Source organism: Burkholderia sola, from assembly GCF_905400185.1.
GTDB classification, from domain to species: domain Bacteria; phylum Pseudomonadota; class Gammaproteobacteria; order Burkholderiales; family Burkholderiaceae; genus Burkholderia; species Burkholderia sola.
The window spans coordinates 263,071-287,658 of record NZ_FR989676.1 but is presented as its reverse complement, the minus strand read 5'-3'; the positions used below and the strand labels follow the sequence as shown (position 1 = coordinate 287,658).

Below are 24,588 nucleotides of genomic sequence, written 5' to 3'. Positions count from 1 at the left end.
CGTTGCGCGCGGCCTACCCGGCCTTCACCGATCCTTCGATCAGGAAGAACACGATGAAGCCGATGAAGAACGCTGCCGTCGCGAACGGCGTTTCCGGCACCTCGTGCGCTTCGACCAGCAATTCTTCGGTGACGAGGTACAACAGCGCGACGGTGCCCAATCCCAGGAGCACCGCATAGACGTTCGCGGGCAACCCCGCGAACGCCGCATTGCCGGCCACGGCCGCGACGCTCAGCAGCGCCGCGAGCGCGACCGGCACGACGATCGACAGCATGCGGCCGATGCCGGCCGCGGCCAGCGCCGCGCTGACCGACAGCGCGAGGAACAGCACCTCGAGCGTCAGCGCGACGGTCAGGATGATGCCGCTTTCGTCGCTCGCGGAAAAGGCGATGCCGAGCACCAGGCCGTCGACGACGAGGTCGATCGCGGTGACGATGATCAGACTCACCGGCAAACGCGCTTGCTCGAAGCGCGTCTCGATCGCGCCCGACAGCGCGCGGATCGCCAGCATCAGCGCGATGCCGAGCACGAAGCCGACGACGACCGGAAACAACGCATGCGCGCGGTCCTGCGGCAGCAGTTCGAGCGCGGCGGCCGCGAATACGATGCCGCCGGTGAAATGCTGGATCACGCTCGACGTTTTCGGGCCGGGCGCACGCCACGCGGCCGCGAGCGCGCCGAAACAGGCCGCCAGCACGGGCGGTAACGTGAGCAGCGCGAGCTTTGCGGTCGGTGTCATGAGTCCTCTCGGCGGTTGGCGCGTCGCAGTCGGACGCTGCGTGGCACGATCGTACGCGCCGGGCGTCGCCCGGGCATCAACCGGAGATTGAACACCTTGAAGCCGCTCCAGGGTCAAGCGGTTCGATGCGGGCGCACCGGCAAGCCGGTGCGCCCGTTCCGCTCAAAGCTGCGCGAGCGCCTGGTCGAGATCGGCGAGCAGGTCGTCGATATGCTCGATGCCGATCGACAGCCGCACCGTTTCTTCCTTCACGCCGGCCTTCGCGAGCTCGGCCGGCGACAGCTGACGGTGCGTGGTCGATGCCGGGTGCGTCGCGAGCGACTTCGTATCGCCGATGTTGACGAGCCGCGTGAACAGCTTCAGTGCGTCCTGGAACTTCGCGCCGCCGTCGCGACCGCCCTTCACGCCGAATGTCAGGATGCCCGGCGCACGGCCCGACAGGTAGCGGGCGACGAGCGGATGGTCGGGGTGATCGGGCAGGCCCGCGTAGTTCACCCATTCGACGTGCTCGTGGCGCGCGAGATGCTGCGCGATCTTCAGCGCGTTGTCGCTGATCCGCTCGACCCGCAGCGCGAGCGTCTCGATGCCCTGCAGGATCTGGAATGCATTGAACGGCGAGATCGCCGCGCCCATGTTGCGCAGCGGCACCACGCGGGCGCGGCCGATATACGCGGCCGGTCCGAACGCTTCGGTATAGACGACGCCGTGATAGCTGACGTCCGGCTCGTTCAGTCGCTTGAAGCGGTCCGCGTGTTCGGCCCACGGAAACTTGCCCGAATCGACGATCGCGCCGCCGAGGCTCGTGCCGTGGCCGCCGAGATACTTCGTCAGCGAGTGCACGACGATGTCGGCGCCGTGCTCGAACGGGCGCAGCAGGTACGGCGACGGCACCGTGTTGTCGACGATCAGCGGGATGCCGTGGCGATGCGCGACCTCGGCGAGCGCGGCGATGTCGGTGACGTTGCCGAGCGGGTTGCCGACCGATTCCGCGAAGATCGCCTTCGTGCGCGCGTCGATCAGCGGCTCGAACGACGCGGGGTCGCGCGGATCGGCGAAGCGCGTGGTGATCCCGTACTGCGGCAGCGTGTGCGCGAACAGATTGTAGGTGCCGCCGTACAGCGAACTCGCGGATACGATGTTGTCGCCGGCTTCGGCGATCGTCTGGATCGCGTAAGTGACGGCGGACTGCCCCGACGCGAGCGCGAGCGCGCCGATGCCGCCCTCGAGCGCGGCGATCCGCTGCTCGAGCACGTCCGTCGTCGGATTCATGATCCGCGTGTAGATGTTGCCCTGGACCTTCAGGTCGAACAGGTCGGCGCCGTGCTGCGTGTCGTCGAATGCGTACGCAACGGTCTGGTAGATCGGGACGGCGACCGCGCGCGTGGTCGGGTCGGGACGATAGCCGCCGTGCACGGCGATGGTTTCGAGACGCCAGTTCGAATGGGCCTGATCGGTCATGGTTGCTCCGTTTGTTGTTGTGAAGGTCGAGGGGGCCTGCCGTCCGGCGATTATAGGAGCACGTGTGCGGCTGCCCTTAGAACGAATCGTTGGTTGCTTATGGGGACGCGCCGCATAGAATGCGTTTTTCCGCAGACGATCGTCGGCACCGCGTGACGCGACGCCGGTACGCCCTCGCGGGCGCACCGCGCACTAGCTCTTGTCGGGATTCGAGTCGCTGCACTGGTCGGGATCGTCGCGCAACAGGATGCGGCGGATGCGGCCATTGTCGTAGAACGGCACGTCCGGGCAGAACTTCGTGCCGGCGCGCGTTGACGTACGTTTCCAAGCGACCTTTTCGGTACGCACGAGCGTCGGGGCGCTGCCCGGCGCACCCGGTTTCCAGATGTCGATATACACGCGCGACATCTGCGGCGAATCACCCACTTCGCAGTCCTTCAGCGCACCCAGCGTCGAGCGCAGCCCGGTATCGGCCTGCTCGATGCGTTGCGGATACTCGATATGGCCGTTGTCGTAGCCGGGCACGACGTAGCAATAGCGGCGCGTGTTCCCGTCGAGCACCGGCAGCAAGTAGCTGCTGGCGGAATCGACCTCCTTCACGTCGTTGCCCTGCCAGCGGTAGGTCGTCACGCCATGCTCGCAGCAGCTCGCGCGCCAGCCCGTCCAGATGATCCGGTGAACCGGATCGAAATCCGGCGACGTGATGTCTTGCAGTCCCTGCGGCGCATCGACGAAGCGCCGCGTCTTCGGGTTGAAGATCCACGTCTGATACGGAATGTTCGGGCCGGCCCCCATCGACTGTGCGAGCATCAGGTCGGGCCAGCCATCGAAGTTCACGTCGGCGAAATCCGGTGTGAACAGGTTGCAGGTGCCTCGCGAATCGGTCTTGAGCGTCTGCACGAGACGGTCGTGATCGTACAAGCGGATCGCGGTGACCTGCGGCGTGTCGTTGCACGAACCGCCATCGTCCGGCAGATGGTCGGCGACGAGGCGGATGTCGTAGGGGAATGGTCTGCCTACGCGCTTCTGCGCGAGCGAGACAGGGAATGTGCGCTTGCCGTCCGGGGCGGTCCATGTGCCGGTGACCGCATTGTCGAACGAAGCGGCGCGCCACGTGCCCGTCACGCGATCGGCATTCGTCTTCGCGCCGCTGTCGCGTTCCGACAGCGTCGTGCCGTGCGGATCGAGCGAACCCTTCAACGCAAGCCGATAGCGCTTGTCGGACGCGCATGGCGCGTAGCAGTACCAGCCGGATATCGTATCGGCGACGCGCGACAAAGACACTTCGACATGGCGATTGCCGATCGTGCCGGTCCAGTCGCGCGACCAGAACGGGATCTCGACCGACTCGTCGGCGTCTGCCGCGCGCGCCGGTGTCGACACGAATGCGGTGATGGCGATCAGCGCGAACGCAAGCGCGCTGCGCCAGCCGCGCGTGCCCCGCGGCGCGGCCGTGTGGCCCGACGCGGCGATGAATGGGTGATGCATGGTTCGGCCCCTCGTTTTGTTATGGGTTATCTCTGCAGGCGTGTTTCGGTGCGATACGTGCGTCAGCGGCTTCCGGCCGCATCGGCCCGTCGATACAGGCGTGGCCACTGATCGTCGAACAGGCCGTTGCATGCGCCGTGCGTCGCGATATCGCCGAGCATGAAGCGCCGGCCGTCGAAGATCCACGATGCGGTCGAGCCGCAATCGCCGGCACTGCGCAGCCTCACCTTGCTCGACAGCGTCACGCTGGCGGGATCGTAGCCGGCGTCGGTCAATTCGTTTGCGAACGACGCTGAATCGAGGCCCGCGTTCGCGTTCTCGCCGAAGTTCATCGCGGCCGGCGCGTACGGCGCAGTTCGCCGCACGCGATACCACAGATCGGTGTGGTTATACATGCTGCTGGTCTGGCACGGGATCGCGACGAGCGCCTCGTCGGACGAAATCGCGACGGCTCGCGATGCTTTCCTGCGGTCGCTCGCCGACATTTCGTCTTCGACGTCGGCCGCACATTGCTTCACGTCGGCACCGAATTTCGCGAGTACCGCATCGACGAGCGGACGCTGTTCGGCGGCCGACAGGGCCGAGGCGGCCGGCGGCGCGGGCGTGACGGCGTGTGGCAACGCGGGCGCGGCCGGCACCGACGATGCCGGCCGGGTGCCGGGGCGCAGCAGTGCCGTGACCGTACCGACGCGGCCCTGCGTGTCGTCGATCAGCAGCAGCGCGGCATTCAATCCCGACAACGGCGTGCGTGCGGTGGACGTCGTGGCCGGATCGCCGACGCTCAGCAGTTGCGCATTACGCGCCGCGGCCAGCCACGCGGCCACCGTTGCTGGATCGCTGGTCCGGATCCGGAGCGGGCGGGCGTCGTCGTCGCTCTTGTCGCCGAACGCATGCCATTGCGCCGGCATCGCATCGAACGGCCGGCCATCCACGCGTGCGGTGCGCAAGTCGATCGGCGCCGACGCGTAGAGGTCGAGCGAGGCTTGCGCGTCCGGGCCGGCATCGCGCGTCACGCGGAGGATCAGGCCGGTGCGTGCGTCGTCGATATCGTCGGCGTGGCTTTCCGCGATACAGCGGTTGCCGTTGTCGCAGACGACCGACCAGTTCTTGAAGTCGCGTTCGACCGGCGGCCGCGCGAGCGGGCGAGCCTCGGCAACGAACGGGGAAACGGCGAGGAGGGCGGCGATGGCGAGCGAAAGGCGGTGCGACATGACGGTTCGTATCGACTGTGGATGGGCGGGCGGAAGACGTCGGACTGCAAGCGCATCGTCAGCAAGCGGGGCAGGTCGAAGGCTGCGGCGCATGCAGCGGCGCGCATTGGCGAACGGCATCGAGTATACCGCCGCCATGCGCTGCGATCGTGACGACGACACGTAGTATGCGGGCACGGACGTTGCTGCCTGGCCTGCATAGATCGGACGAGTGCCGATGCAAAAACGGCGCGATCCCCGGAGGCATCGCGCCGTTCACGTTTCATCGGCCGTCGACCACGTCGCGCAGGAACGCGTCGAGCATCGCCACGTCGCCCCACGGCCGCTTGTATTCGCGGTCGTGTTCGGCATCGGCGAGCATCGTCTCGACCAGCGCGTGGATCGCCGGTCGGCGCGGCCCGTATTCGCTTTCGTTCGCGCTCATCTTCAGCGCGAGCAACGCATCGAGCTCCGCGCGCACAGCCGGCTCATGCACGGTGCCGTCGACGAGATCCGCGAAACGCATCGGCGGCATGCCGAGCCCCATGTCGATCCAGCGCACCGCGAGCAGCGGCCGCAGCACGTACAGGTACTTCTTGTAACGCACCGTGTCGCCTTGCAGATAGCCACGAAAATTCTTCTTCGCCATCGCGAGGTAGTGATGACGCCCTCGTACCGGCGAGAAGAACGCCGATGCCAGCGACCTGAGCCGCGGCGCCCAGCGCGCGTCTTCGCGATACACGACGGGCGAGTCGAGCCATTCGAGCAGCGTCGGATTCGAGCGTCGCAGCAGTTGCAGCGCCTTGCGCAATTCCCAGCCGCTGACGTCGAGCTCGTCGTCGAGCGGCCGTTCGATCACGTCGCGTTGCGGTTCGACGCTCAGGTACCAGTCGCGCCGGTGTGCGTACACGAAGCGTACGTCGTAATCGCTGTCCGGCGACGCGAATCCCCAGCCGCGGCTGCCCGATTCGCACGCGAACAGCACGCTTACATCGTGGCGGCGCTCGACTTCCGCGAGCTCCGCCATCACGCGCGCCCGCACCGCCGGGTCGACCGGATGCGCGCTGCGTACGGTCGTCATCGTCTTGTCGGTTTTCATCGTTGTCGTTTTCCTTTCGTTGTGCGCGGCCGCCGGCCATCGGCCGCATACCGCACTATCCCTTCACGCACACCACCTGGCGCAGCGTATGCATCACTTCGACGAGGCTGCGCTGGGCCGCCATCACCGCGTCGATGTCCTTGTAGGCCATCGGGATTTCATCGACGACGCCCGCGTCCTTCCGGCATTCGACGCCCTGCGTCGCCTTCGCCTGATCGTCGGCCGTGAAGCGGCGCTTCGCTTCGGTGCGGCTCATCGTCCGGCCCGCACCGTGGCTGCACGAGCAGAAGCTTTCCGGATTGCCCAGCCCGCGCACGATGAAGCTCTTCGCGCCCATCGAGCCCGGGATGATCCCGAGCTGCCCCTTCTGCGCGGACACCGCGCCCTTGCGCGTGACGAGCACGTCTTCGCCGAAGTGGCGTTCGCGCTGCACGTAGTTGTGGTGGCAGTTCACCGCGTGCTCGTCGACCGAGAACGGTGTGCCGATCACGCCGCGCGCCGCGCCGATCACCGCGTCCATCATTGCCTGCCGGTTGCGTCGCGCGTAGTCCTGCGCCCAGCCGACCGCCTCGACGTAATCGTCGAAGTGCCGGCTGCCTTCGGTGAAATACGCGAGGTTGCGATCCGGCAGGTTCGCGATGTGCTGGCGCATGTCGGCCTGCGCGAGTTCGATGAACAGGCTGCCGATCGCATTGCCGACGCCACGCGAGCCGCTGTGCAGCATGAACCACACGCGGTCCGCTTCGTCGATGCACACTTCGATGAAGTGGTTGCCGGTGCCGAGCGTGCCGAGATGCGCGTAGTGGTTCGTCTTTTCCAGCTTCGGATACTTGTCGACGATCCGCTGGAAACCCGGTTGCAGCGACTTCCACGCGTCGGTCACGGCGGCCGGCGTGCGATCGCCCCATGCGCCCGGATCGCGGCGGCCCGGCGCGCGGCCGTGCGGGACCGCGCGCTCGATCGCGCTGCGCAGCCCACCCAGCGAATCCGGCAGGTCGGACGCGGTCAGCGTCGTGCGCGCGGCCATCATCCCGCAGCCGATGTCGACGCCGACCGCGGCCGGAATGATCGCGCCCTTCGTCGGAATCACGCTGCCGATCGTCGAGCCCTTGCCGAGGTGAACGTCCGGCATCACCGCGACGTGGCCGAAGATGAACGGCATCTGCGCGGTGTTGCGCAGTTGCGTGCGCGCTTCCTCTTCGACGGCGACGCCTTGCGTCCACATCTTCACCGGCTTGCCGTTCGCCAGTTCCATCACCTGATATTCGATGTCATTCATCAGAATTTGCTCCGGGAAACCCCGCCATTGATGGCGGGAAGGAAAGGGGTGCTGTTGACAGGCGGCTTCTCCCACGGGTTAGGATCACCGGCATGATTCTTGTCTACCGCTACCGGGTGAAGTCGCTCAACGGACTGCTTAACAAGCAGAGCCGCGCGGTGAACTACGTCTGGAACTTTTGCAACGATACGCAGAAGCACGCGCTCAAATGGAGCAAGAAGTGGCCGACCGGCTTCGACCTGAATATGCTCACCACCGGCAGCAGCAAGGCGCTCGGTATCCACTCCGGTACGATCAACGCCACGTGCGAGCAATATGCGAAGTCGCGCAGTCAGCACCGTCGGCCCTACCTGCGCTATCGCGGCAGGAAATCGCTTGGCTGGGTGCCGCTGAAGGGGCGTGACCTGAAGCGCGAGGGCGACGCGTTTCGCTTTGCCGGCAACACCTTCCGCGTGTTTAACAGCCGCCCACTTCCCGAAGGCAAGATCAAGGACGGCACCAACTTCGCGCAGGATGCACGCGGCAACTGGTTTCTCAACATCGTGATCGAGATGCCCGATGTGCAGGCCCGCCCGGTCCGTTCCGGTGTGGGCATTGATCTCGGTCTGAAAGACTTCGCCACACTTTCGACCGGCGAGAAGCTGCCTAACGATCGGTTCGGTCGATGCGCGGCCGAGAAACTCGCGAAAGCGCAACGGGCGCGAAAGCACAAGCGGCATATCGCGAAGCTGCACGCCAAGGTCGCGAATGCCCGTGCCGATTTCCAGCATAAGCTCGCGCTCGATCTGGTGCGGCGTTTTGATTACATCGCGGTCGGCAACGTGTCGGCCGCAAAACTCGCCAGAACCAGGATGGCGAAGAGCGTCTACGACGCATCCTGGTCGTCCTTCCGAAACAAGCTCCGCTACAAAGCGATCGCGCACGGGGCCACGTTCGAGGAAGTGGGCGAAAGTGGTTCGACCCAGTCCTGTTCGTCGTGCGGATCGAAAGACAGCACGACGCGGCCGAAAGGTATCGCGGGACTGAGAATAAGAGAATGGGCCTGCAGTGACTGTGGTCTCGTGCATGATCGTGATATCAACGCTGCGCTGAACATTCTCCGATGCGGACGTGCATCGCCAGGTGTGGGAATCCTCCGCCTTTAGGTGGACGAGGACGTCAATTGCTTCACCTGATTCATTTCGGGGTCCGGCGCGATACACGTGCGCCGCGCCGGCTCCTGCATTACGCGCCCTTGATGCTGACGAGTCCGTTCAGCACCTGGTCGAGACCGCCGAACACCGAGATGCGGTCGATCCGTTCCGCGACGCGCTCGAGCGTTTCCAGCTCCTTGAGTCGCAGCGCGGTCGGGTTCTCTTCCATCACCTTCGCGGTGTTCAGCAGCGAACGCGTGGCCGCCGTTTCCTCGCGGCGGCGAATCACGTTCGCCTGCGCGGACTTCTCCGCTTCGACCACCTGCGCGAGGATCGTCTTCATGTCGCCCGGCAGCACGATATCCTTCACGCCGACGCTGCGCACGTCCACGCCTGAATCGTCGAGGCGGGCGCGTACTTGCGCAATCACGACGTCGTCGAGCGACTGCTTGTCCTCCAGTAGCGCGTCGAGCGAGCGCGTGCCGACCGCCGAACGCAGCGCGAACTGCAGTTCGCGATACAGGTGTTCGACCGGCTTCTGCAACTGGCCGAACGCGTGCAGCACGTCCGCATAGCACCACGTCGCCGACAGGTTCAGCCGCAGCGCGACCTTGTCGCGCGTCAGGATTTCCTGCCCGCCGACTTCGATCGCCTGCAAGCGCAGATCGACGAGTTCGACCGCGACGTCGCGGTTGAAGCGCCAGAACGCCGACGTACCCGCGTCCAGCACCCGCTCGATCTTGCCGTCGATCTTCAGTACACCGACGTGGTACGCCGGCACCTGAGCCAGCAGCACGCTCGTGAGCCCCGCCACGCCGCGCGCACGCAGCGACGGTTGCGCGATGCGCTTCACGAGCGCGGCGGGCAGCATGCTGTCCTGCGCGAGATCGATGCGCTCCAGCCGATGCGCGGTCAGGCCACGCCAGTACAGCCGGCGCGTGCCGGGCGCCAGGATCTCGACGAGCACGTCGTCTTCGTAGCGCAGGCCGGCTTCGTCGTCGGCGAGATCCATCGCGACGAAATGCTGCGCGAGCACATCCTGTGCGTCGTGACGCAGGTAATCGGCCAGCGCTTCGTCGGCGAGCGGCGCATCGAGACGCGCGGTCTGCACCGACAGGCGCTTGAACGGATCGAAGGCCTTGAACACACCCGGTTCGAGCACCTTCACGAAATCGCCTTCGCTCATCAGCAGCGCGCGTTCGTTCTTTTTTACGACATGTCGCATCCACATATTCTTGTCCTTTTCTTCAATGGCCGCCGGGTGACGCGCATCGGGCGGATCGCGGTGCGACGCAATCGGGCGGGCGGCACGCTGGCCGGCGTCGAAGCGCATGGCGACGCGTCCTGCATCGCGTCGTCGTGCGCATTCGCGCGGGCCGTGCGGCCGCCCGGCGCGATCGCGCGGAACCGCAACCGGTCGGACGCGCGGCGGGCCTTGCGGCCCGCACCGGCGGGTACTGCTTTCATACGAGACCGTCCTTGCGGACAGCGTTCGAGCGGGATTCGAACCCGCCACCGGCCGGCTTTCGCCGGCTGCTCCACCTGACTGAGCTTCCGAACAATGGGGCGCCCCGGGATTCGAACCCGGGCGAAGCATCCTGGCGCGCGCCCCTTTGCCTTCGTCTGTCCATGGCGGCATGCGCTGCCGCGACGAACGAGGTTCGGCGGCGGCGCACCAGCAGGGCTTGTTGAACCCTGGCTCGTGGGCCAGCGGGACATCCGGCGTCTTCTATTTAGCGAGGAGCGTGCCAGTGCGGGCGTGGGCTTTCGTGAAATTTCCCAGGCGATTGAAAATAAAGGGAATTTTTTATTTGGCGCGGCCTGCTGGCAACGCTCGTTGCACCGCGCCGCCATGAATATCCGATACAATCGGATCGCTTCTTATCCCATGAGATAAACATGCGCAAAACCGTCGCGATCGGTTTTCTCGGCACCGTACTCGACCAGGGCGGCCGCGCGCCGCGCCGTTACCGCAAATGGCGGCCGACGATTTCGCTGTGCGAGCAGCCCGGCCTGCCGATCGACCGGCTCGAACTGCTGCACTCGCTGGACTACACGCGTCTCGCCAACCAGGTGCGGGACGATCTCGCGCGCGTGTCGCCGCACACCGACGTGCGGCTCACGCCGGTCACGATCCACGATCCGTGGGATTTCGAGGAGGTCTATGCGACGCTGCACGATTACGCACGCGCGTATCCGTTCGACCTCGAGCACGAGGATTACCTGATCCACATCACGACCGGCACGCACGTCGCGCAGATCTGCTGGTTCCTGCTGGCGGAAGCGCGCTACCTGCCCGCGCGTCTCGTGCAGACGGGGCCGCCGCAGCGGACGGACGAAGGGCCGAGCGGGCCGGGCACGATCTCGGTGATCGATCTCGACCTGTCGCGCTACAACCGGATCGCGCAGCGCTTCACGCGCGAGCGCGACGAAACGGTGTCGTTCCTGAAGGCCGGCATCGCGACGCGCAACGCGCGTTTCAACGCGCTGATCGAGCAACTGGAGCGCGTGGCCGTGCGGTCGCGCGCGCCGATGCTGCTGGTCGGGCCGACGGGTGCCGGCAAGTCGTTTCTCGCGAAGCGCGTGTACGAACTGAAGCGCGGCCGGCACCGGCTCGCGGGGCCGTTCATCGAGGTCAACTGCGCGACGCTGCGCGGCGACGCGGCGATGTCGACGCTGTTCGGTCACGTGAAAGGCGCGTTCACGGGCGCGCAGTCGGCGCGCGCGGGGCTGCTGCGCGCAGCGGACGGTGGGCTGCTGTTTCTCGACGAAATCGGCGAACTCGGGCTCGACGAACAGGCGATGCTGCTGAAGGCGATCGAGGAAAAGCGCTTCCTGCCGGTGGGCGCGGACGTCGAGGCGAGCAGCGATTTCGAGCTGATCGCGGGCACGCATCGCGACCTGCGGCAGATGGTGGCTGCCGGTACGTTCCGCGAGGATCTCTACGCGCGGATCAATCTGTGGACCTACGAACTGCCGGGACTCGCCGAGCGCCGCGAGGACATCGAGCCGAACCTCGAATTCGAGCTCGACCGTTTCGGCCGCGAGCAGGGCGAGCAGGTGCGGTTCAACGTGGAGGCGAAGCGGCGCTATCTCGCGTTCGCGGCGTCGCCGCGCGCGACGTGGGCCGGCAACTTCCGCGAGCTGTCGGCCTCGGTCACGCGGATGGCGACGCTGGCCGATGCGGGGCGGATTACCGAGGCGCTCGCCGAGCAGGAAGTCGAGCGGCTGACGCGCACGTGGTCGTCGCCGGGTGGTGCGGGGGCGTCCGATGCATGCGTCGACGCGGTATTCGGTGCGCGGGCGGCGGAGCTCGACCTGTTCGACCGCGCGCAGCTCGAACGCGTGCTCGACGTGTGCCGCACGTCGGCGAGCCTGTCGGAAGCCGGGCGCACGCTGTTCGCGGTGTCGCGGAAGAGCAAGAAGCAGCCGAATGATGCGGACCGATTGCGCAAGTATCTCGCGCGGTTCGGGCTCGATTGGGACGGGGTGCGGCGCGCGCTCGACGGCGTGTGATGACGAGAGGGGCGCGTGATGTCTGCGCTGCGCCCGTTACGCGCGGCAGATCGCGATGATCTCCGCGCTGGTCGCCTCGTCGAACGGGGCACGGTCCCAATCGCCGCACCAGTCGGCCGACGCGAAGCCGGCCGCCGTCACGCGGGCCTGCAATTCGGATCGAGCGATGAAACGCAGCCGGCTCGTATTCGTCAGCACCGTATCGTCGCGACGGAAGCGGTAATGCGTGTCGAACGTCACGATCGCGCCGTCGATCGCCCGCACCGCGTGATGGAGATCGACGATGCCGAATGCGTGTGACTCGACGCTGCGTGCCGACTGCGCGGGTGTCCATGTTCGCCACGGTTCGATACGCGGGTTGCGGGTGTCGAACAGGAAGCGGCCGCCGTCGGCGAGCACGCGTCGCACGCCGCGCAGCGTCGCATCGATGTCGTCGTCGGTCAGCAGGCACTGGAACGCGTGCCCGGTCATCGCGACCGCATCGAACGGCGCGCCGGGCGGCAGGCCGTCGAGTGCGCACGCGAGCCAGCGTACCGCGTCGGCACCCGGCTGGCGCCGCGCGTAATCGATCATCGCCGGTGCGGGATCGATCGCGACGACGTCATGCCCGGCTGCCGCGAGCCGTCGCGCGAACGTGCCGGTGCCGCAGCCGAGATCGAGGATGCGTTGCCCGGCGGCGCCGATCGCGGCCGCGTAGAACGCGAAGTCCCGATCGCCCGCGTTGAACACGTCGTACACCGCGACGAGGCGCGGGTCGGTGTAGAGCAGGTCCGCGTCGGCGCGCGTCATGCGGCCGCGCACATCAGCGCTGCTGCACGGCCACGCGCAGCCCGAGCGCGATGAAGATCGAGCCGATGATCTTGCCCTGCCAGCGCGTGAGCCACGTGAGCCGCTTCACGATGCGGCCGAGCGGGCGGATCGAGCACGCGATCAGTGTCGTGTAGAGCGAGCTGAGCACGACGAAGATCAGCCCGAGCACCGCGAACTGCACGAACGTCGAACCGCGCTCCGGATGCACGAACTGCGGCATGAACGCGAGAAAGAACAGCGCGGTTTTCGGATTCAGCACTTCGGCGGGAATCGCCTGCAAGTACGCCCTGAGCGGCGTGACGGGCGACACCTGCGGCAGCGACGGGTCGGCCGCCTTCTCGAGCAGCGCGCGCACGCCGAGGTAGATCAGGTACGCGGCGCCGGCCAGCTTCACGACGTTGAACGCGAGTGCCGACGTCATCAGCAGCGCGGACAGCCCCACGGCCGCGAACAGCGTATGCACGAAGTCGCCGCTCGCGACGCCGAGGCCGGTCAGGATGCCGGTCTTGCGGCCGCCCTGCACGGTGCGGCTCAGCACGAGCAGCACGGCGGGACCGGGAATCAGGAACAGGCCCAGAACGACGGCCGTGAAGGTGGTCAGCGTGGTCAGGTCGAACATGGCGGCTCCGGCAGGTTGGCGCAGCGGCAGGGGATCGGCGCATTGTATTCGGTTCGGCGCGCGGCCGCAGACGGCCGTTTTCAAACGGCGCGGCCGCGCCGGCGCCTTTCTGGTATAAGCACGACAGGGCGCGCCGGCGTCCGGCCTTCTTTACAGCCCGTCGTTCCATGCGCGACCTTCCACCGATCACCGATCCCGCCGCGGACGCCGACGTCTATCACGTGCCGCGTCCGCTCGTCGTGTTCGGCGGCTCGGTCGTCGAGCCCGAATGGCGGCTCGAGCGGCACAGCCATCGTCAGGCGCAACTGCTCTACACGTTGAGCGGCGTCGTCTATTGCGAGATCGACGGCGGCGTGTGGACTGCGCCGCCGCAATGCACGGTCTGGATTCCGGGCGATGTCCCGCATGCGGCGCGCGGCTCGGCCGGCGCGACTTTCTACGCGGTACTGGTCGAACCCGACGCGGCGCTCGAGCTGCCCACGCGCTGCTGCACGCTGGCCATGTCGCCGCTGTTGCGCGAACTGCTGCTGAAGGCGGCCAGCTTCCCGAACCTGTACGACGTCGACGGGCCGCAGGGGCGGCTGGTGGCGACGCTGCTCGACGAACTCGTCGCGGCGCCGATCGAGGATCTGTACCTGCCGATGCCGGCCGACCGCCGGCTGCGCAAGCTGATCGACCATCTGCTCGACGATCCGGCCGACAAGTCGCCGCTGGCCGAACTCGCGCGGCGCGCGGGCATCAGCGAGCGCAGCCTCACGCGGCTCGCGACGAAGGAACTCGGCATGAGCCTGGGCGACTGGCGCCGTCGGCTGCACGTCGCGCTGTCGTTGCGGATGCTGACGACCGGCCGCCGCGTGCATCAGATCGCAATCGATCTCGGCTACGAGAGCGCGAGCAGTTTCGTCACGATGTTCCGCAAGGCGACCGGCAAGTCGCCGACGCAATACCTGACCGACCGGCAACGCTGAACGCCTACGCTGCGCGCTCGCACACGTTTGGCCGGATTGAAAAAGCAGTTGGCCGGGATGAGAAATGACGCATCGGGTCTCGATCCATAAGATGAGAATCGTTCTCATCTGGAGGTCGACATGCAAATCGTCACGACTGAATTCCCGTTTGTCTGGCTGCGTTACAGCGGCTCGACCCACACCGATCCCGCCCGCCTGATTGCCGAACTCGACGCGCTGCTCGCGCGCCGCGAACGCTTCGTCTTGCTGACCGACGATGCCCCGTCCGGCGACGATCGCGCGGACAACGATCACGAGATGCGCAAACAGCTCGCGAAGTGGAGCAAGGCCAACCGTGCGCTGTCGCGCGAACGGATCCCCGGGATGATCGCGATCGAGCCCAACGCGGCGCGGCGTGTGGCGCTCAATGCCTTTTCGGGCGCCTTCGAGAAGGTCTGGGGCTATCCGCTGAACGCGGCGGCGAGCCGCGACGACGCACTGGCGCTCGCGCAACGGCTGCTCGCCGAACCGGCGCCCGGCGTCGCGGCGGCGAACGCCTGACCCGACGGCCGCGCGGGTCGCGCGGCTTGCGTCGACATCGACGTCGATATTGACACGCACGCACGGTGCGCGAACGCGCGCCGCGGCATATCGCAACCACGCAGAGGTGTTGGGTGGACAATCCGATCCGCGCGATGCGCATCTTCACGCGCATCGTCGAAATGAACAGCTTCACGCGCGCGGCGCAGGCGCTCGGCATTTCGCGCGCCACCGCGACGCGCACCGTGCAGGAACTCGAAGCGGCGCTCGGCATGCCGCTGCTGGTGCGCACGACGCGCGCGTTGCGGGCGACGCCCGAAGGTGATGCGTATTACCGGCGCTGCGTCAGCATCACCGCGGACGTCGACGAGCTCGAAGCGAGCATCCGCGGCGCCGCGCTGCATCCGAGCGGGCCGTTGCGCGTCGAATTGCCGGCGTCGGTGGCGGGCGCGATCGTATTGGCCGCGCTCGGCGAATTTCATGCACGACATCCCGATCTCGAACTGATGCTCGCCATGGCCGGGCGCGCGGGCGATCGCATCGGCGACGCGATCGACTGCAGCGTCCGGCTCGGTGCGCTGCCCGATTCGTCGCTCGTTGCACGCCGGCTCGGCTCGCTCGAGCGCGTGACGTGCGCGAGCCCCGCGTATCTCGAGCGCTTCGGCGTGCCGCGCACGCCCGACGATCTGGACGCGCATCGCGCGGTAGCCGGGTCGCACGTGTTCGGCCAGCGTCCGGCCGAGCTCGAATTCGTGATGGACGACGCGGTGCGCAAGGTGCAACTCGACGGCATCGTCAGCGTGGACGACGAGCAGGCGTATCTCGCCTGCGGCGTGCACGGCCTCGGGCTGATCCAGCCGACGCGCGTCGCCGCGCAGCCGCTGATCGACGCGGGGCGGTTGCGGGAAGTGCTGCCGCGCTGGCAACCCGATGCGCTCGCGGTGTCGGCCGTCTATGTGAAGCGCCCGCATGTGTCGCCCGGCGTGCGGGCGTTCGTCGACTGGATCGCGGAGCGCTTCGTGCAGGCCGGGTATGAGCAGGCGGGACTGGCGGCGGCGGGGGCGGTGGGGTGGCGGCCGGCGCTGCCGGGTGCAGTCGCTGCCGGCGATCGCTACAGCGGGCTCGTAGCGGTGGCTTGACGGCGGTATGCGGACGGAAGGTCCTCAAGCGGTTGCGAGGTGGCAGGCGCTGGCCTTTGATCCGTATCGGAGGATGTAAATATTTTGGCGATTTGGCACGAAATTCGCCGGAATATTTACATCGTATGCTGCGGGGCCAGCAGTGCAGCGGCATGCGGAGAGGCGCAGGCGTGCGCATGCCCGCAGCACCGACAGTCGACCCGCATGGGGTGCGGAATACCCGCCTTACACCACCCTAAACCGCCGCAAATCCTCCGCCACGAAATCGACGAACGCGCGAATCCGCGTGGACATCTGGTGACGCTGCGCATACACCGCGTAGATGTCGGCGCTCGGCGTTTCGTGCTCGGGCAGCACGACGACCAGCCTGCCGTCGGCGAGATAGTCGCGCAGATCCCATTCCGCGCGCATCAGGATCCCGTGTCCGTCGAGCGCCCACTTCACCGCGATCTCGCCGTCGTTCGTCGTCAGGTTGCCGTTGATCCGCACGGCTTCCGTGTGGCGGGCCGCACCGCGTCCGCTCGTCAGGCGCCACACGCCGTAACCTTCGTCGCCCTGCCGGATGCCGATGCAGTTGTGCCGCGTCAGGTCGTGCGGCGTGCCGGGCGTCCCGTGCCGCGCGAGATACGCGGGCGCCGCGCACAGCAGCCGGCGGTTCGGCGCGAGCCGCCGCGCGACGACGCGCGTATCGGGCGGTTCGCCGAAGCGGATGCACACGTCGAACGCGTCGTCCGTGAGCGGCGGCGGCATCACCGACAACTGCAGCTGCACCGATACCTCCGGATAGCGCGCGACAAAGCGCGAGATCGCCGGGCCGACGTGGCTGCGCCCGAAACCGAGCGTCGCGTTCACGCGCAGCAGGCCTTTCGGCCGCTGCTTCGCGCTGCCGAGCAGTTCGCCGAGCTCGTCCATCTGATCGAGGATCCGGCGCGCATAGTCGAGGTACACGTCGCCTTCCGGCGTCAGCATCATCCGCCGCGTCGTGCGATTGACGAGCGTCACGCCCGCGCGCCGCTCCATCTGCGTGAGCCGCTTGCTGACGGCCGCCGCGGTCAGCCCGAGTTCGCGCGCGGCCGCGCTCAGGCTGCCGGATGCGGCCAGCGTCGAAAAGAAGCCGAGATCGGCCGGCTGGACGGTATCCGCCATGACGGGATTCGTGAATTGCAGTTAAAGATGCTTTAAGTATAGCCCCGGTTTCTGTACTTCCAGTTCGATAAAGTGCGTTCACGCTCACGATCAATGGAGGATGTCCGCGTGAAGACCTACCGTATCGCAACGATTCCCGGCGACGGCATCGGCAAGGAAGTGGTGCCTGCCGGCAAGCAGTTGCTGGAAGCGCTGGCCCGCGGCAGCGACCGCTTTGCGTTCGCGTTCGAGGATTTCGACTGGGGCGCCGATTACTACCGTCGGCACGGCGCGATGATGCCGGCCGACGGTCTCGACGCGCTGCGCGGCAAGGACGCGATCCTGTTCGGCTCCGCGGGCGACCCGGACGTACCCGACCACGTGACGTTGTGGGGCCTGCGCCTGAAGATCTGCCAGGGCTTCGACCAGTACGCGAACGTGCGCCCGACGCGCATCCTGCCGGGCATCGACGCGCCGCTGAAACGCTGCGGGCCGGACGACCTGAACTGGGTGATCGTCCGCGAGAACTCCGAAGGCGAATACGCGGGCGTTGGCGGCCGCGTGCACCAGGGCCATCCGATCGAGGCCGCGACCGACGTGTCGATCCTCACGCGCGCCGGCGTCGAACGCATCATGCGTTTCGCGTTCCGGCTCGCGCAGTCGCGGCCGCGCAAGCTGCTGACCGTGATCACGAAGAGCAACGCGCAGCGGCATGCGATGGTGATGTGGGACGAGATCGCGAAGCAGATCGCACAGGAATTCCCCGACGTGACGTGGGACAAGGAACTCGTCGACGCGGCGACCGCGCGCATGGTCAACCGCCCGGCGTCGCTCGACACGATCGTCGCGACCAACCTGCACGCGGACATCCTCAGCGATCTCGCCGCCGCGCTCGCGGGCAGCCTCGGCATCGCGCCCACCGGCAACATCGATCCCGAGCGCCGCTATCCGTCGATGTTCGAGCCGATCCACGGCTCCGCGTTCGACATCATGGGCAAGGGGCTCGCGAATCCGGTCGGCACGTTCTGGTCGGTCGTGATGCTGCTCGAACATCTCGGCGAGGCGGATGCCGCCGCGCGCGTGATGCACGCGATCGAGGCCGTGACGGCCGACCCGTCGCTGCACACGCGCGACCTCGGCGGCAGCGCGACGACCGCGCAGGTGACGGCGGCCGTCTGCGAGCGCGTCGCGAACGCGGCGGTCGCGGCCTGACGGCAGCGACGCGGTGACGGCCGCGCGTGCGCGCAGCCGAGCGCCGCCCGCTCGCTCCACTCACGCATTTTCAGCCCGCGACTCGCGCATGCGACGCGAGCCGGGCGCCGGCCGGCGCTCGAGGTCCATCGACCGACGGCGCACGGCCCGACCTCGAAGGAGGAGACACATGCAAGCGGATCTGGAAACCCGCGTCGCGCGGAAACTGATGTGGCGCATCATTCCGTTCGTGATGCTGCTTTACTTCGTCAGCTTTCTCGATCGCGTCAACGTCGGCTTCGCGGCGATGACGATGAACAAGGCGATCGGCCTGTCGCCGACCGCATTCGGGTTCGGCGGCGGCCTGTTCTTCATCGGCTACTTTCTGTTCGAAGTGCCAAGCAACCTGATTCTCCATCGCGTCGGCGCGCGCATCTGGATCGCACGCGTGATGATCACGTGGGGAATCGTGTCGGCGGTGTCCGCGTTCGCGGCCGGACCGACGAGCTTCTACGTGCTGCGCTTTCTGCTCGGCATCGCGGAAGCCGGCTTCTTCCCCGGCATCATCCTGTACCTGAGCCTGTGGTTTCCCGCGAAGCAGCGTGCGGTGGCCGCCGCGTGGTTCATGGCGGCCGCGCCGATCTCGACCGCGATCGGTTCGCCGCTGTCGGGCGCGATCATGCAGATGCCGCCGATGTTCGGGCTGGCCGACTGGCAGATGCTGTACATCGTCGAAGCGCTGCCGGCGGTCGTGCTCGGCTTCGTCGTGCTGAAGCGCCTGACCGATGCGCCGTCGCAGGCCGCGTGGCTGCGCGCCGACGAACGCGACTGGCTGATCGCGAAGCTGAAGGCGGAAGCGGACGCGCGCCACACGCATGCCGGGCATACGGCCGGTGCGTGGCAGGCGCTGCGCGACCCGCGTGTGCTGGCGCTCGCGCTGATCTACTTCGGCACGTCGGCGGGGCTCTATACGCTCGGCCTGTGGGCGCCGCTGATGGTCAAGCAGTTCGGCTTCACCGCGTTGCAGACGGGCCTGCTGACCGGCATTCCGAGCATCGCCGCCGTGGTCGCGATGATCGGGTGGGCGCGGCATTCGGATCGCACCGCCGAGCGCACGTGGCACGTCGTGATTCCGTGCGTGCTGGCCTGCGTCGGCTTCGTGTTCGCGGGGCAGGCGAGCACGGCGTTGCTGACCGTGCTGGCGCTGGTGGTCGTCAACATCGGGATCAGTGCCGCGAAGGCGCCGCTGTGGGCGATGCCGAGCGCGTTCCTGTCGGGGGCCGGCGCGGCGGCGGGGATCGCGATGATCAATTCGATCGGCAATCTCGGCGGGTTCGTCGGGCCGTTCGCGATCGGCTGGCTCAAGCATGTGACGGGCGGGTATGCGGCGGGGTTGTATGTGGTCGCGGGGACGCTCGCGGTGTCGGCGGTGGTGACGTTGATGTTGAGCCGGAAGGGGGCGCGGGAGCAGGTCGTGTCGGGGGTGCGGCAGCATCATTGAGCGTGGTGCGCGTCCGCGGGCATGCATCCGGACGTGCATACGGTGCGCTGACGACGGCGCACGACCGAAGCAGCCGCGTCAATGCGCGGGAAGTGCCGCGAGGCGAGCGATCTCCGCCGCGCACGCGTCGGCCGACGCGTTCGACGTATCGATCACGCAATCGCTGAACGCGCGCGATGCATATCCTTCCCGATACATCTGCGCGATCCGTTGCCGCTCCCAGTCCGTCAGTGCACGTGTGCCGCGATTCGATGCCGCGACCGCTTCGGGCGGTGCCAGCGTGACGACGAACAATCGTGCATCGCGTACATCGCACGCCGCGCGCAGCCGCTCGAATTCCGCCCCGCCGATTGGATAGGCGATTACGACGTGGCGTTCGCGCGCTTGCGCGATCTGCGTGACCAGTCGCTCCAGCGCAATGGCCCATTGCACGTCGAACGGCGCATCTTCAAGCGCGTCGTGATCGTCGCCGTCGATGAAGCGCGCATCGGGCAGCACGCGTGCGAGTGCGCGGCCGATCGTCGTCTTGCCGCTGTTGATCGGTCCGTTCAGATGGATGACGGTGAGCGGTGTGTTCGTCGATGTAGAGGACATGAGGAGCGGGATTGATGGGACGCCTTCATTGTGCCTCGACGTGAAATCGATTTGTAATGTCGACTCCGAAGCGATTAGAGAAATTATTCGATAAAGCACCCTAAAGAAAGGCGTCGCCCCGCCGTTACTCTTCCTCGGTATCTCAAAAAAGTATGACGAAAGCAGTACGACCACACGACCAAAAAACCGAGGGCGCACGGCCAGCGAAGCCGTGCGCGGGATCAGAATGGGATGCACCGATTCAATGGGGCGCGCAGGCAGCGGGGGCTGGCGCGCGCTGTGCCTTTGCCTTGCCGTAACGGGACTGCTGCCGCATTGCGCCGCCGCCGCGGGGATCGTCGCGGACGGCGGCACGCCCACGAGCGTGTCGATCGGGCCGAATGGCCGGCAGCTCGTCAATCTTGCGCCTGCAGTCGCCGGCGTATCGAGCAACACGTATTCGTCGTTCAACGTGACGACGGCCGGCGCGACGCTGAACAACGCCGGCATCAACGCGCGCACGATCGTCAACCAGGTGACGAGCACGAACCGCAGCCTGATCGAAGGCGAGATCGCCGTGGCGGGGCCGCGCGCGAACGTCGTGCTTGCGAACCCGAATGGCATCACCGTCAACGGCGGATCGTTCGTCAATACCGGGCACGTCGCGCTGTCGACCGGCACCGTGAACTTCAACGACCTGCAGATCGCCCCCGGCGTGATCCAGCGCAACATCGTGCTCGATACGTCGACCGGCACGATCGTCGTCGGTCCGGGCGGCCTGGCCGGCGCGTTGATCGGGCTGGATCTGATCGCGAAGAACATCGTCGTCGACGGCGCGATCGACAACGCGTTTTCGTCGGCGACGGCCGGCGTGCGCCTGCTGGCCGGACGCAGCCGTGTCGAACTGAACACGGGGCTGTCGCCGAACGACAACGCCAACGACTGGCTCTCGCGTACCGCGACGACCCAGCCGGACACCGCATCGTCCTACGCGATCGACATCACCGCCGCAGGCAGCGTGACGAGCGGGCGCGTGCAGTTGATCGTCACGGACCGCGGCCCCGGCGTGCGCAGCGCCGGCGCGATGAATGCGTCGCTCGGGGATTTCACGTTGACGTCGAACGGCAACGTCGAGATGTCCAATACGAAGATCGACGTCGCGCGAGACCTCGACGTCACCGTGCAAGGCGGCATGACGCTGACCGACACCGACCTGAAGTCGCGCGGCGGCCACGCGAACGTGTCGGCAGCCGATGCGATCGCGTTGACGGGCAGCAGCCTGATGGCGTCGGGCAGCGTCAAGCTGAATGGCGCGGGCATCGCGCTGAATCCCGACGACGCGATGAAGGGCGCCACCGTGGCATCGTCGCAAAGCGGCGTGGTGCTCAAGAGCGCGGCGGACATCGAGAACGTCGGCTCACTGGTACAAGGGCAGACCGCGATCGACGCGGATCCGGATTCTGCGGGCGCGGTAACGCTGAACGCGGCGGGCCGCATCCTGAACCAGTCGCTGCCGCAAACGGGGATCGGCATCCTGTTCGGCGTGAAGGGCGATGTGTCGCTGACCGCGGGCACCGATATCGTCAACCGGAATGCACGGATCCTGTCGAACCAGAGCGTGTCGATCGACGCGGGCGGAGATCTGCAGAACATCGTCGACCACAGCACCGGCGTGCAGAACGGTGCGGTGGTCGGCTTCTCCGAGCAGGGCGGCCGCTTCCTGTTCTTCAAGCATCGTAGCGACGGCTTCACCGTCGACTATGGCGCGCTGGCCGACGCATCGAAACTCGCGTACATCACGGCCGATGCGGGCAACGTGACCGTGCGTGCCGCGAACGTGACGAATATCGGCGGATCGATCCTGTCGAATGGCGGCGCGATCGACATCGCCGCGCGCGAAAACATCCTCACGCAGGCCGTTTTCACCGGGCAGGCAGCGTATCGGCGCTCGTGTTTCGTGTTCTGCCGCGCGAGCGCGTCGTCGAACGTGCAGGCGTTCGGCGGCGTGATCGAGGCCAACGCCGACATCCAGCTGAAAGCCGGTACGCAGATCACGAACACGGGCGGAACCGTGCTCGCGCTCGGCGCATTGACGCTCGACGCGCCGAAGACGCTCGCGCAGGGCGTGCCGGGCTACACGGTGATCAACCGCGACCACGACCTGAAAGCGTGGTTCGGCAATCGTTGGGCGGCGATCTATGCGGCCGACACCGGTGGCGTGTTTACCGGCGGAACCGGCAAGGTGCGCCTGACCGGCGAGGCCGACATCGAAGGCGGCGCGTACAGCGCGCCCGAAGGTGTGCTCGCCGCGGGCGGCGTCGTGACGATCCGGCCGCCTCATCGCGATCTCGTGACGATCGGCAACCGCAATCACATGGGTCTCGTGTCGTGGTTCGGCCTGTGATGTCGCACAAGGATCACCGCATCGCCGCCGCGCTCGCATTGACGATCGGCGCAATGTCGCCGTGCGCGCATGCACAGCTCGCGGGCGGGCCGCCGGCCGGCGCGCTTCCAGGCCTCGGCGCGCTGCCGGCCGGGCTCGCGGTGCCGCGTGCGGAACAGGATCCCGCGCAGCGTCTGCTGCAGGAGCAGCGCGACCGGCAGCGCCGCGACGAGATCGCGCAGCCGCCGGCGCAGATCGCGGTGCCCGAGCAGCCGACGATGCCGGACCTGCCGCCGGGCGCCGACGTCGACACGCTGCCGGACGTCGCGCCGACGTTCCTGATCGAGCGGGTCGAATTCACCGGCGACGCGATCCTCGGGCAGCGCGAACTGGACCGTATCGCGGCGCCGTTCATCGGCAAGCAACTCGGGCGCAACCGGATCAACCTGCTGCTGCGCCGGCTGACGGAAGCGTTCATCTCGCGCGGCTACATCACGACGCGTGCGTACCTCGGGCCGCAGAATCTCGCGTCCGGCACGCTGAAGATCAATCTCGTTCCCGGCCGCGTGGCCGCGTTGACGCTGAACGGCAAGCCGCTGAGACCGCGCGATCCCGACGAGAAGTGGTACGAAGTGCGCGGCGGCGGGTGGCTGACCGAAGCCGGCACCGCATGGGCGTTCGCGAGCACGCCGGGCGACGTGCTGCGTCTGCCCGATCTGGAGCAGGGCGTCGATCAGATCAACCGGTTGCGGCGCAATCAGGCCGAAATCCGCATTCTCCCCGGCGAAGCGCCGGGCGATTCGATCGTCGCGATCTCGAACCGCTACGGCGACCGTCTTCATTACGATTTCGGCATCGACAACTACGGCAGCTCGCAGACCGGCAAGACACGCTATCGCGCCGGTGTCGAAGCCGACAACGTGATCGGACTGCAGGAATCGCTGTCGTTCAGCTACGTCGGGACGACCGACACGAACGCGGTCGTGTTGTCGGCGGCGGTGCCGTACGGCTATCAGACTTTCAGCTACACGGCGTCGATGTCCGAGTACCAGCAGGCGATTGGCGACGTCGCGCTGCTCGCGGGGCGCACGTTCAGCCAGATGCTCGGCTGGAACGACGTGCTGATGCGTTCGCCGCGCGGGCGCATGAGCGTCGACGTGACGCTCAACAAGCTGCGCACCGAGCGCGATCTCAACGGCATTCCGTTGTCGCCGCAGAACCTGACGGTGTTGCGTGTCGCGCTGAACGGGCTGTCCCGCTTCGTCATGCGCGATCAGGGCGCAGCCGCGACCTGGGATGTCGGCGTGTCGCAGGGTTTGCCCTGGCTGGCAGCCAACCACGATGCGTCGGACATCGGTATCGACGACGCACACAGCCAGTTCACGAAGCTCGATGCCACCGGCACGCTGCAGTTCACGCTCGGCGATTTCGCCGGTTCCATCTGGGCGTATCGCGGCACGCTTCGCGCGCAGTACAGCCGCGTCGCGCTGTTCGGCAACGAGCAGATCTTTCTGGGCGGCATGGGTTCGGTCCGCGGGTTTACCGAAGGCGGGATCGCGGGCGACAGCGGCGCATTCGTGCGCAACGAGCTGGCCTGGCAGAACGTGCCGGCATGGCACGACGCGCGCATCGAACCGTACGTGTTTCTGGACGGCGGCAAGACGCACCTGAACGCGCAGGGCGGCTGGCCGTCGCTCGTCGGCACGGGTGTCGGCACGCGTGCGCAATGGCGTTTGAAAGGCGGGACGCTGTCGACCGAAGTGCTGGTCGGGCAGGCGCTCGTGCAACCGGCCGCACTCGGCAAGAAGGCCAGCGTGTTGCTGGCAACACTCAACTGGACGGACTGATGGAGAACTTC

The 24,588-nt window shown here is 67.1% G+C and carries 21 protein-coding genes and 1 tRNA gene; 9 read left to right on the top strand and 13 right to left on the bottom strand.

Annotated elements, in window-relative coordinates; genetic code table 11:
• Nucleotides 1-13 precede the first annotated feature (13 nt).
• The 6 genes from KR541_RS17725 to KR541_RS17700 all read right to left on the bottom strand — a co-directional run bounded on the left by KR541_RS17725 (nucleotide 14) and on the right by KR541_RS17700 (nucleotide 7,253).
• Nucleotides 14-739 carry a ZIP family metal transporter gene (locus KR541_RS17725; RefSeq protein WP_050014495.1) on the bottom strand — a complete coding sequence of 242 codons (726 nt, stop codon included), beginning with the start codon at nucleotides 737-739 and terminating at the stop codon, nucleotides 14-16.
• A 162-nt stretch (nucleotides 740-901) separates the two neighbouring features.
• Nucleotides 902-2,197 (bottom strand): O-acetylhomoserine aminocarboxypropyltransferase/cysteine synthase family protein, encoded by a 1,296-nt coding sequence (locus KR541_RS17720; protein ID WP_050014496.1) that lies wholly within the window; start codon nucleotides 2,195-2,197, stop codon nucleotides 902-904.
• A gap of 192 nt (nucleotides 2,198-2,389) precedes the next feature.
• On the bottom strand, nucleotides 2,390-3,685 hold the full coding sequence (locus KR541_RS17715) for an XAC2610-related protein (protein ID WP_204384093.1): 1,296 nt from the start codon (nucleotides 3,683-3,685) through the stop codon (nucleotides 2,390-2,392).
• A 62-nt stretch (nucleotides 3,686-3,747) separates the two neighbouring features.
• Entirely contained in the window at nucleotides 3,748-4,896 is a 1,149-nt protein-coding gene (locus tag KR541_RS17710) for a DUF1176 domain-containing protein (protein ID WP_216089687.1), read from the bottom strand.
• A 262-nt stretch (nucleotides 4,897-5,158) separates the two neighbouring features.
• Nucleotides 5,159-5,974, bottom strand: coding sequence for a nucleotidyltransferase domain-containing protein (locus KR541_RS17705; protein WP_089489067.1), 816 nt, complete (start codon nucleotides 5,972-5,974; stop codon nucleotides 5,159-5,161).
• A gap of 55 nt (nucleotides 5,975-6,029) precedes the next feature.
• Nucleotides 6,030-7,253: an RtcB family protein gene (locus KR541_RS17700; protein ID WP_050014499.1), complete on the bottom strand. Its 1,224-nt coding sequence runs from the start codon at nucleotides 7,251-7,253 to the stop codon at nucleotides 6,030-6,032.
• Nucleotides 7,254-7,345: 92 nt separating this feature from the next.
• Here KR541_RS17700 and KR541_RS17695 point away from each other — a divergent pair, with 92 nt between their 5' ends.
• Nucleotides 7,346-8,398, top strand: coding sequence for an RNA-guided endonuclease InsQ/TnpB family protein (locus tag KR541_RS17695; RefSeq protein ID WP_216089686.1), 1,053 nt, complete (start codon nucleotides 7,346-7,348; stop codon nucleotides 8,396-8,398).
• A gap of 79 nt (nucleotides 8,399-8,477) precedes the next feature.
• Here KR541_RS17695 and KR541_RS17690 read toward each other — a convergent pair whose 3' ends face one another.
• From KR541_RS17690 to KR541_RS17680, 3 genes are all read right to left on the bottom strand, one after another.
• Nucleotides 8,478-9,617 (bottom strand): slipin family protein, encoded by a 1,140-nt coding sequence (locus KR541_RS17690; RefSeq protein ID WP_050014519.1) that lies wholly within the window; start codon nucleotides 9,615-9,617, stop codon nucleotides 8,478-8,480.
• Nucleotides 9,596-9,853 (bottom strand): hypothetical protein, encoded by a 258-nt coding sequence (locus tag KR541_RS17685; protein ID WP_124595474.1) that lies wholly within the window; start codon nucleotides 9,851-9,853, stop codon nucleotides 9,596-9,598. The genes KR541_RS17690 and KR541_RS17685 overlap by 22 nt, the downstream gene beginning before the upstream one ends.
• A 21-nt stretch (nucleotides 9,854-9,874) precedes the next feature.
• Nucleotides 9,875-9,947, bottom strand: a tRNA-Phe gene (locus KR541_RS17680).
• A 338-nt stretch (nucleotides 9,948-10,285) separates the two neighbouring features.
• Between KR541_RS17680 and rtcR the strand changes: the two genes are divergently transcribed.
• The gene (rtcR, locus tag KR541_RS17675; protein ID WP_050014502.1) at nucleotides 10,286-11,902 is read left to right on the top strand and encodes an RNA repair transcriptional activator RtcR; all 1,617 of its coding nucleotides are present in this window, start codon (nucleotides 10,286-10,288) and stop codon (nucleotides 11,900-11,902) included.
• A 36-nt stretch (nucleotides 11,903-11,938) separates the two neighbouring features.
• On the opposite strand, the gene KR541_RS17670 is transcribed toward rtcR, so the two are convergent.
• Together KR541_RS17670 and KR541_RS17665 are read right to left on the bottom strand one after the other, a co-directional pair.
• Nucleotides 11,939-12,691, bottom strand: a complete 753-nt coding sequence (locus KR541_RS17670; protein WP_124554496.1) for a class I SAM-dependent methyltransferase — start codon at nucleotides 12,689-12,691, stop codon at nucleotides 11,939-11,941.
• Nucleotides 12,692-12,704: 13 nt separating this feature from the next.
• Nucleotides 12,705-13,331: a LysE family translocator gene (locus KR541_RS17665; protein ID WP_089489071.1), complete on the bottom strand. Its 627-nt coding sequence runs from the start codon at nucleotides 13,329-13,331 to the stop codon at nucleotides 12,705-12,707.
• 167 nt (nucleotides 13,332-13,498) lie between these two features.
• Here KR541_RS17665 and KR541_RS17660 point away from each other — a divergent pair, with 167 nt between their 5' ends.
• From KR541_RS17660 to KR541_RS17650, 3 genes are all read left to right on the top strand, one after another.
• Nucleotides 13,499-14,299 (top strand): AraC family transcriptional regulator, encoded by an 801-nt coding sequence (locus KR541_RS17660; RefSeq protein WP_050014505.1) that lies wholly within the window; start codon nucleotides 13,499-13,501, stop codon nucleotides 14,297-14,299.
• Between the two features lie 120 nt (nucleotides 14,300-14,419).
• Complete coding sequence (locus KR541_RS17655; RefSeq protein WP_050014507.1) at nucleotides 14,420-14,839, top strand: hypothetical protein; 420 nt, start codon at nucleotides 14,420-14,422, stop codon at nucleotides 14,837-14,839.
• 113 nt (nucleotides 14,840-14,952) lie between these two features.
• Nucleotides 14,953-15,957, top strand: a complete 1,005-nt coding sequence (locus KR541_RS17650; RefSeq protein ID WP_050014509.1) for a LysR family transcriptional regulator — start codon at nucleotides 14,953-14,955, stop codon at nucleotides 15,955-15,957.
• Between the two features lie 225 nt (nucleotides 15,958-16,182).
• On the opposite strand, the gene KR541_RS17645 is transcribed toward KR541_RS17650, so the two are convergent.
• Nucleotides 16,183-17,103 (bottom strand): LysR family transcriptional regulator, encoded by a 921-nt coding sequence (locus tag KR541_RS17645; protein ID WP_089489072.1) that lies wholly within the window; start codon nucleotides 17,101-17,103, stop codon nucleotides 16,183-16,185.
• Nucleotides 17,104-17,211: 108 nt separating this feature from the next.
• Here KR541_RS17645 and KR541_RS17640 point away from each other — a divergent pair, with 108 nt between their 5' ends.
• Together KR541_RS17640 and KR541_RS17635 are read left to right on the top strand one after the other, a co-directional pair.
• Nucleotides 17,212-18,294, top strand: coding sequence for a tartrate dehydrogenase (locus tag KR541_RS17640; RefSeq protein ID WP_050018246.1), 1,083 nt, complete (start codon nucleotides 17,212-17,214; stop codon nucleotides 18,292-18,294).
• Between the two features lie 169 nt (nucleotides 18,295-18,463).
• A complete protein-coding gene (locus KR541_RS17635; protein ID WP_050018244.1) occupies nucleotides 18,464-19,774 on the top strand; it encodes an MFS transporter in 1,311 nt (436 codons plus the stop codon).
• Between the two features lie 78 nt (nucleotides 19,775-19,852).
• Here KR541_RS17635 and KR541_RS17630 read toward each other — a convergent pair whose 3' ends face one another.
• Nucleotides 19,853-20,368 (bottom strand): nucleoside/nucleotide kinase family protein, encoded by a 516-nt coding sequence (locus KR541_RS17630; protein WP_216089995.1) that lies wholly within the window; start codon nucleotides 20,366-20,368, stop codon nucleotides 19,853-19,855.
• Between the two features lie 244 nt (nucleotides 20,369-20,612).
• Here KR541_RS17630 and KR541_RS17625 point away from each other — a divergent pair, with 244 nt between their 5' ends.
• Nucleotides 20,613-22,751 (top strand): filamentous hemagglutinin N-terminal domain-containing protein, encoded by a 2,139-nt coding sequence (locus KR541_RS17625; RefSeq protein ID WP_252996663.1) that lies wholly within the window; start codon nucleotides 20,613-20,615, stop codon nucleotides 22,749-22,751.
• Nucleotides 22,751-24,577 (top strand): ShlB/FhaC/HecB family hemolysin secretion/activation protein, encoded by a 1,827-nt coding sequence (locus tag KR541_RS17620; RefSeq protein ID WP_124630814.1) that lies wholly within the window; start codon nucleotides 22,751-22,753, stop codon nucleotides 24,575-24,577. The genes KR541_RS17625 and KR541_RS17620 overlap by 1 nt, the downstream gene beginning before the upstream one ends.
• Nucleotides 24,578-24,588: the final 11 nt, after the last annotated feature.

Bases quoted from the DNA above. Each gene is read 5' to 3' on its own strand.
- KR541_RS17695 (WP_216089686.1), top strand. From the start codon at position 7,346: ATGATTCTTGTCTACCGCTACCGGGTGAAGTCGCTCAACGGACTGCTT.
- KR541_RS17685 (WP_124595474.1), bottom strand. From the start codon at position 9,853: ATGAAAGCAGTACCCGCCGGTGCGGGCCGCAAGGCCCGCCGCGCGTCC.
- KR541_RS17690 (WP_050014519.1), bottom strand. From the start codon at position 9,617: ATGTGGATGCGACATGTCGTAAAAAAGAACGAACGCGCGCTGCTGATG.
- KR541_RS17645 (WP_089489072.1), bottom strand. From the start codon at position 17,103: ATGGCGGATACCGTCCAGCCGGCCGATCTCGGCTTCTTTTCGACGCTG.
- KR541_RS17635 (WP_050018244.1), top strand. From the start codon at position 18,464: ATGCAAGCGGATCTGGAAACCCGCGTCGCGCGGAAACTGATGTGGCGC.
- KR541_RS17670 (WP_124554496.1), bottom strand. From the start codon at position 12,691: ATGACGCGCGCCGACGCGGACCTGCTCTACACCGACCCGCGCCTCGTC.
- KR541_RS17710 (WP_216089687.1), bottom strand. From the start codon at position 4,896: ATGTCGCACCGCCTTTCGCTCGCCATCGCCGCCCTCCTCGCCGTTTCC.
- KR541_RS17720 (WP_050014496.1), bottom strand. From the start codon at position 2,197: ATGACCGATCAGGCCCATTCGAACTGGCGTCTCGAAACCATCGCCGTG.
- KR541_RS17630 (WP_216089995.1), bottom strand. From the start codon at position 20,368: ATGTCCTCTACATCGACGAACACACCGCTCACCGTCATCCATCTGAAC.
- KR541_RS17705 (WP_089489067.1), bottom strand. From the start codon at position 5,974: ATGAAAACCGACAAGACGATGACGACCGTACGCAGCGCGCATCCGGTC.
- rtcR (WP_050014502.1), top strand. From the start codon at position 10,286: ATGCGCAAAACCGTCGCGATCGGTTTTCTCGGCACCGTACTCGACCAG.
- KR541_RS17700 (WP_050014499.1), bottom strand. From the start codon at position 7,253: ATGAATGACATCGAATATCAGGTGATGGAACTGGCGAACGGCAAGCCG.
- KR541_RS17665 (WP_089489071.1), bottom strand. From the start codon at position 13,331: ATGTTCGACCTGACCACGCTGACCACCTTCACGGCCGTCGTTCTGGGC.
- KR541_RS17655 (WP_050014507.1), top strand. From the start codon at position 14,420: ATGCAAATCGTCACGACTGAATTCCCGTTTGTCTGGCTGCGTTACAGC.
- KR541_RS17660 (WP_050014505.1), top strand. From the start codon at position 13,499: ATGCGCGACCTTCCACCGATCACCGATCCCGCCGCGGACGCCGACGTC.
- KR541_RS17620 (WP_124630814.1), top strand. From the start codon at position 22,751: ATGTCGCACAAGGATCACCGCATCGCCGCCGCGCTCGCATTGACGATC.
- KR541_RS17625 (WP_252996663.1), top strand. From the start codon at position 20,613: ATGGGGCGCGCAGGCAGCGGGGGCTGGCGCGCGCTGTGCCTTTGCCTT.
- KR541_RS17725 (WP_050014495.1), bottom strand. From the start codon at position 739: ATGACACCGACCGCAAAGCTCGCGCTGCTCACGTTACCGCCCGTGCTG.
- KR541_RS17715 (WP_204384093.1), bottom strand. From the start codon at position 3,685: ATGCATCACCCATTCATCGCCGCGTCGGGCCACACGGCCGCGCCGCGG.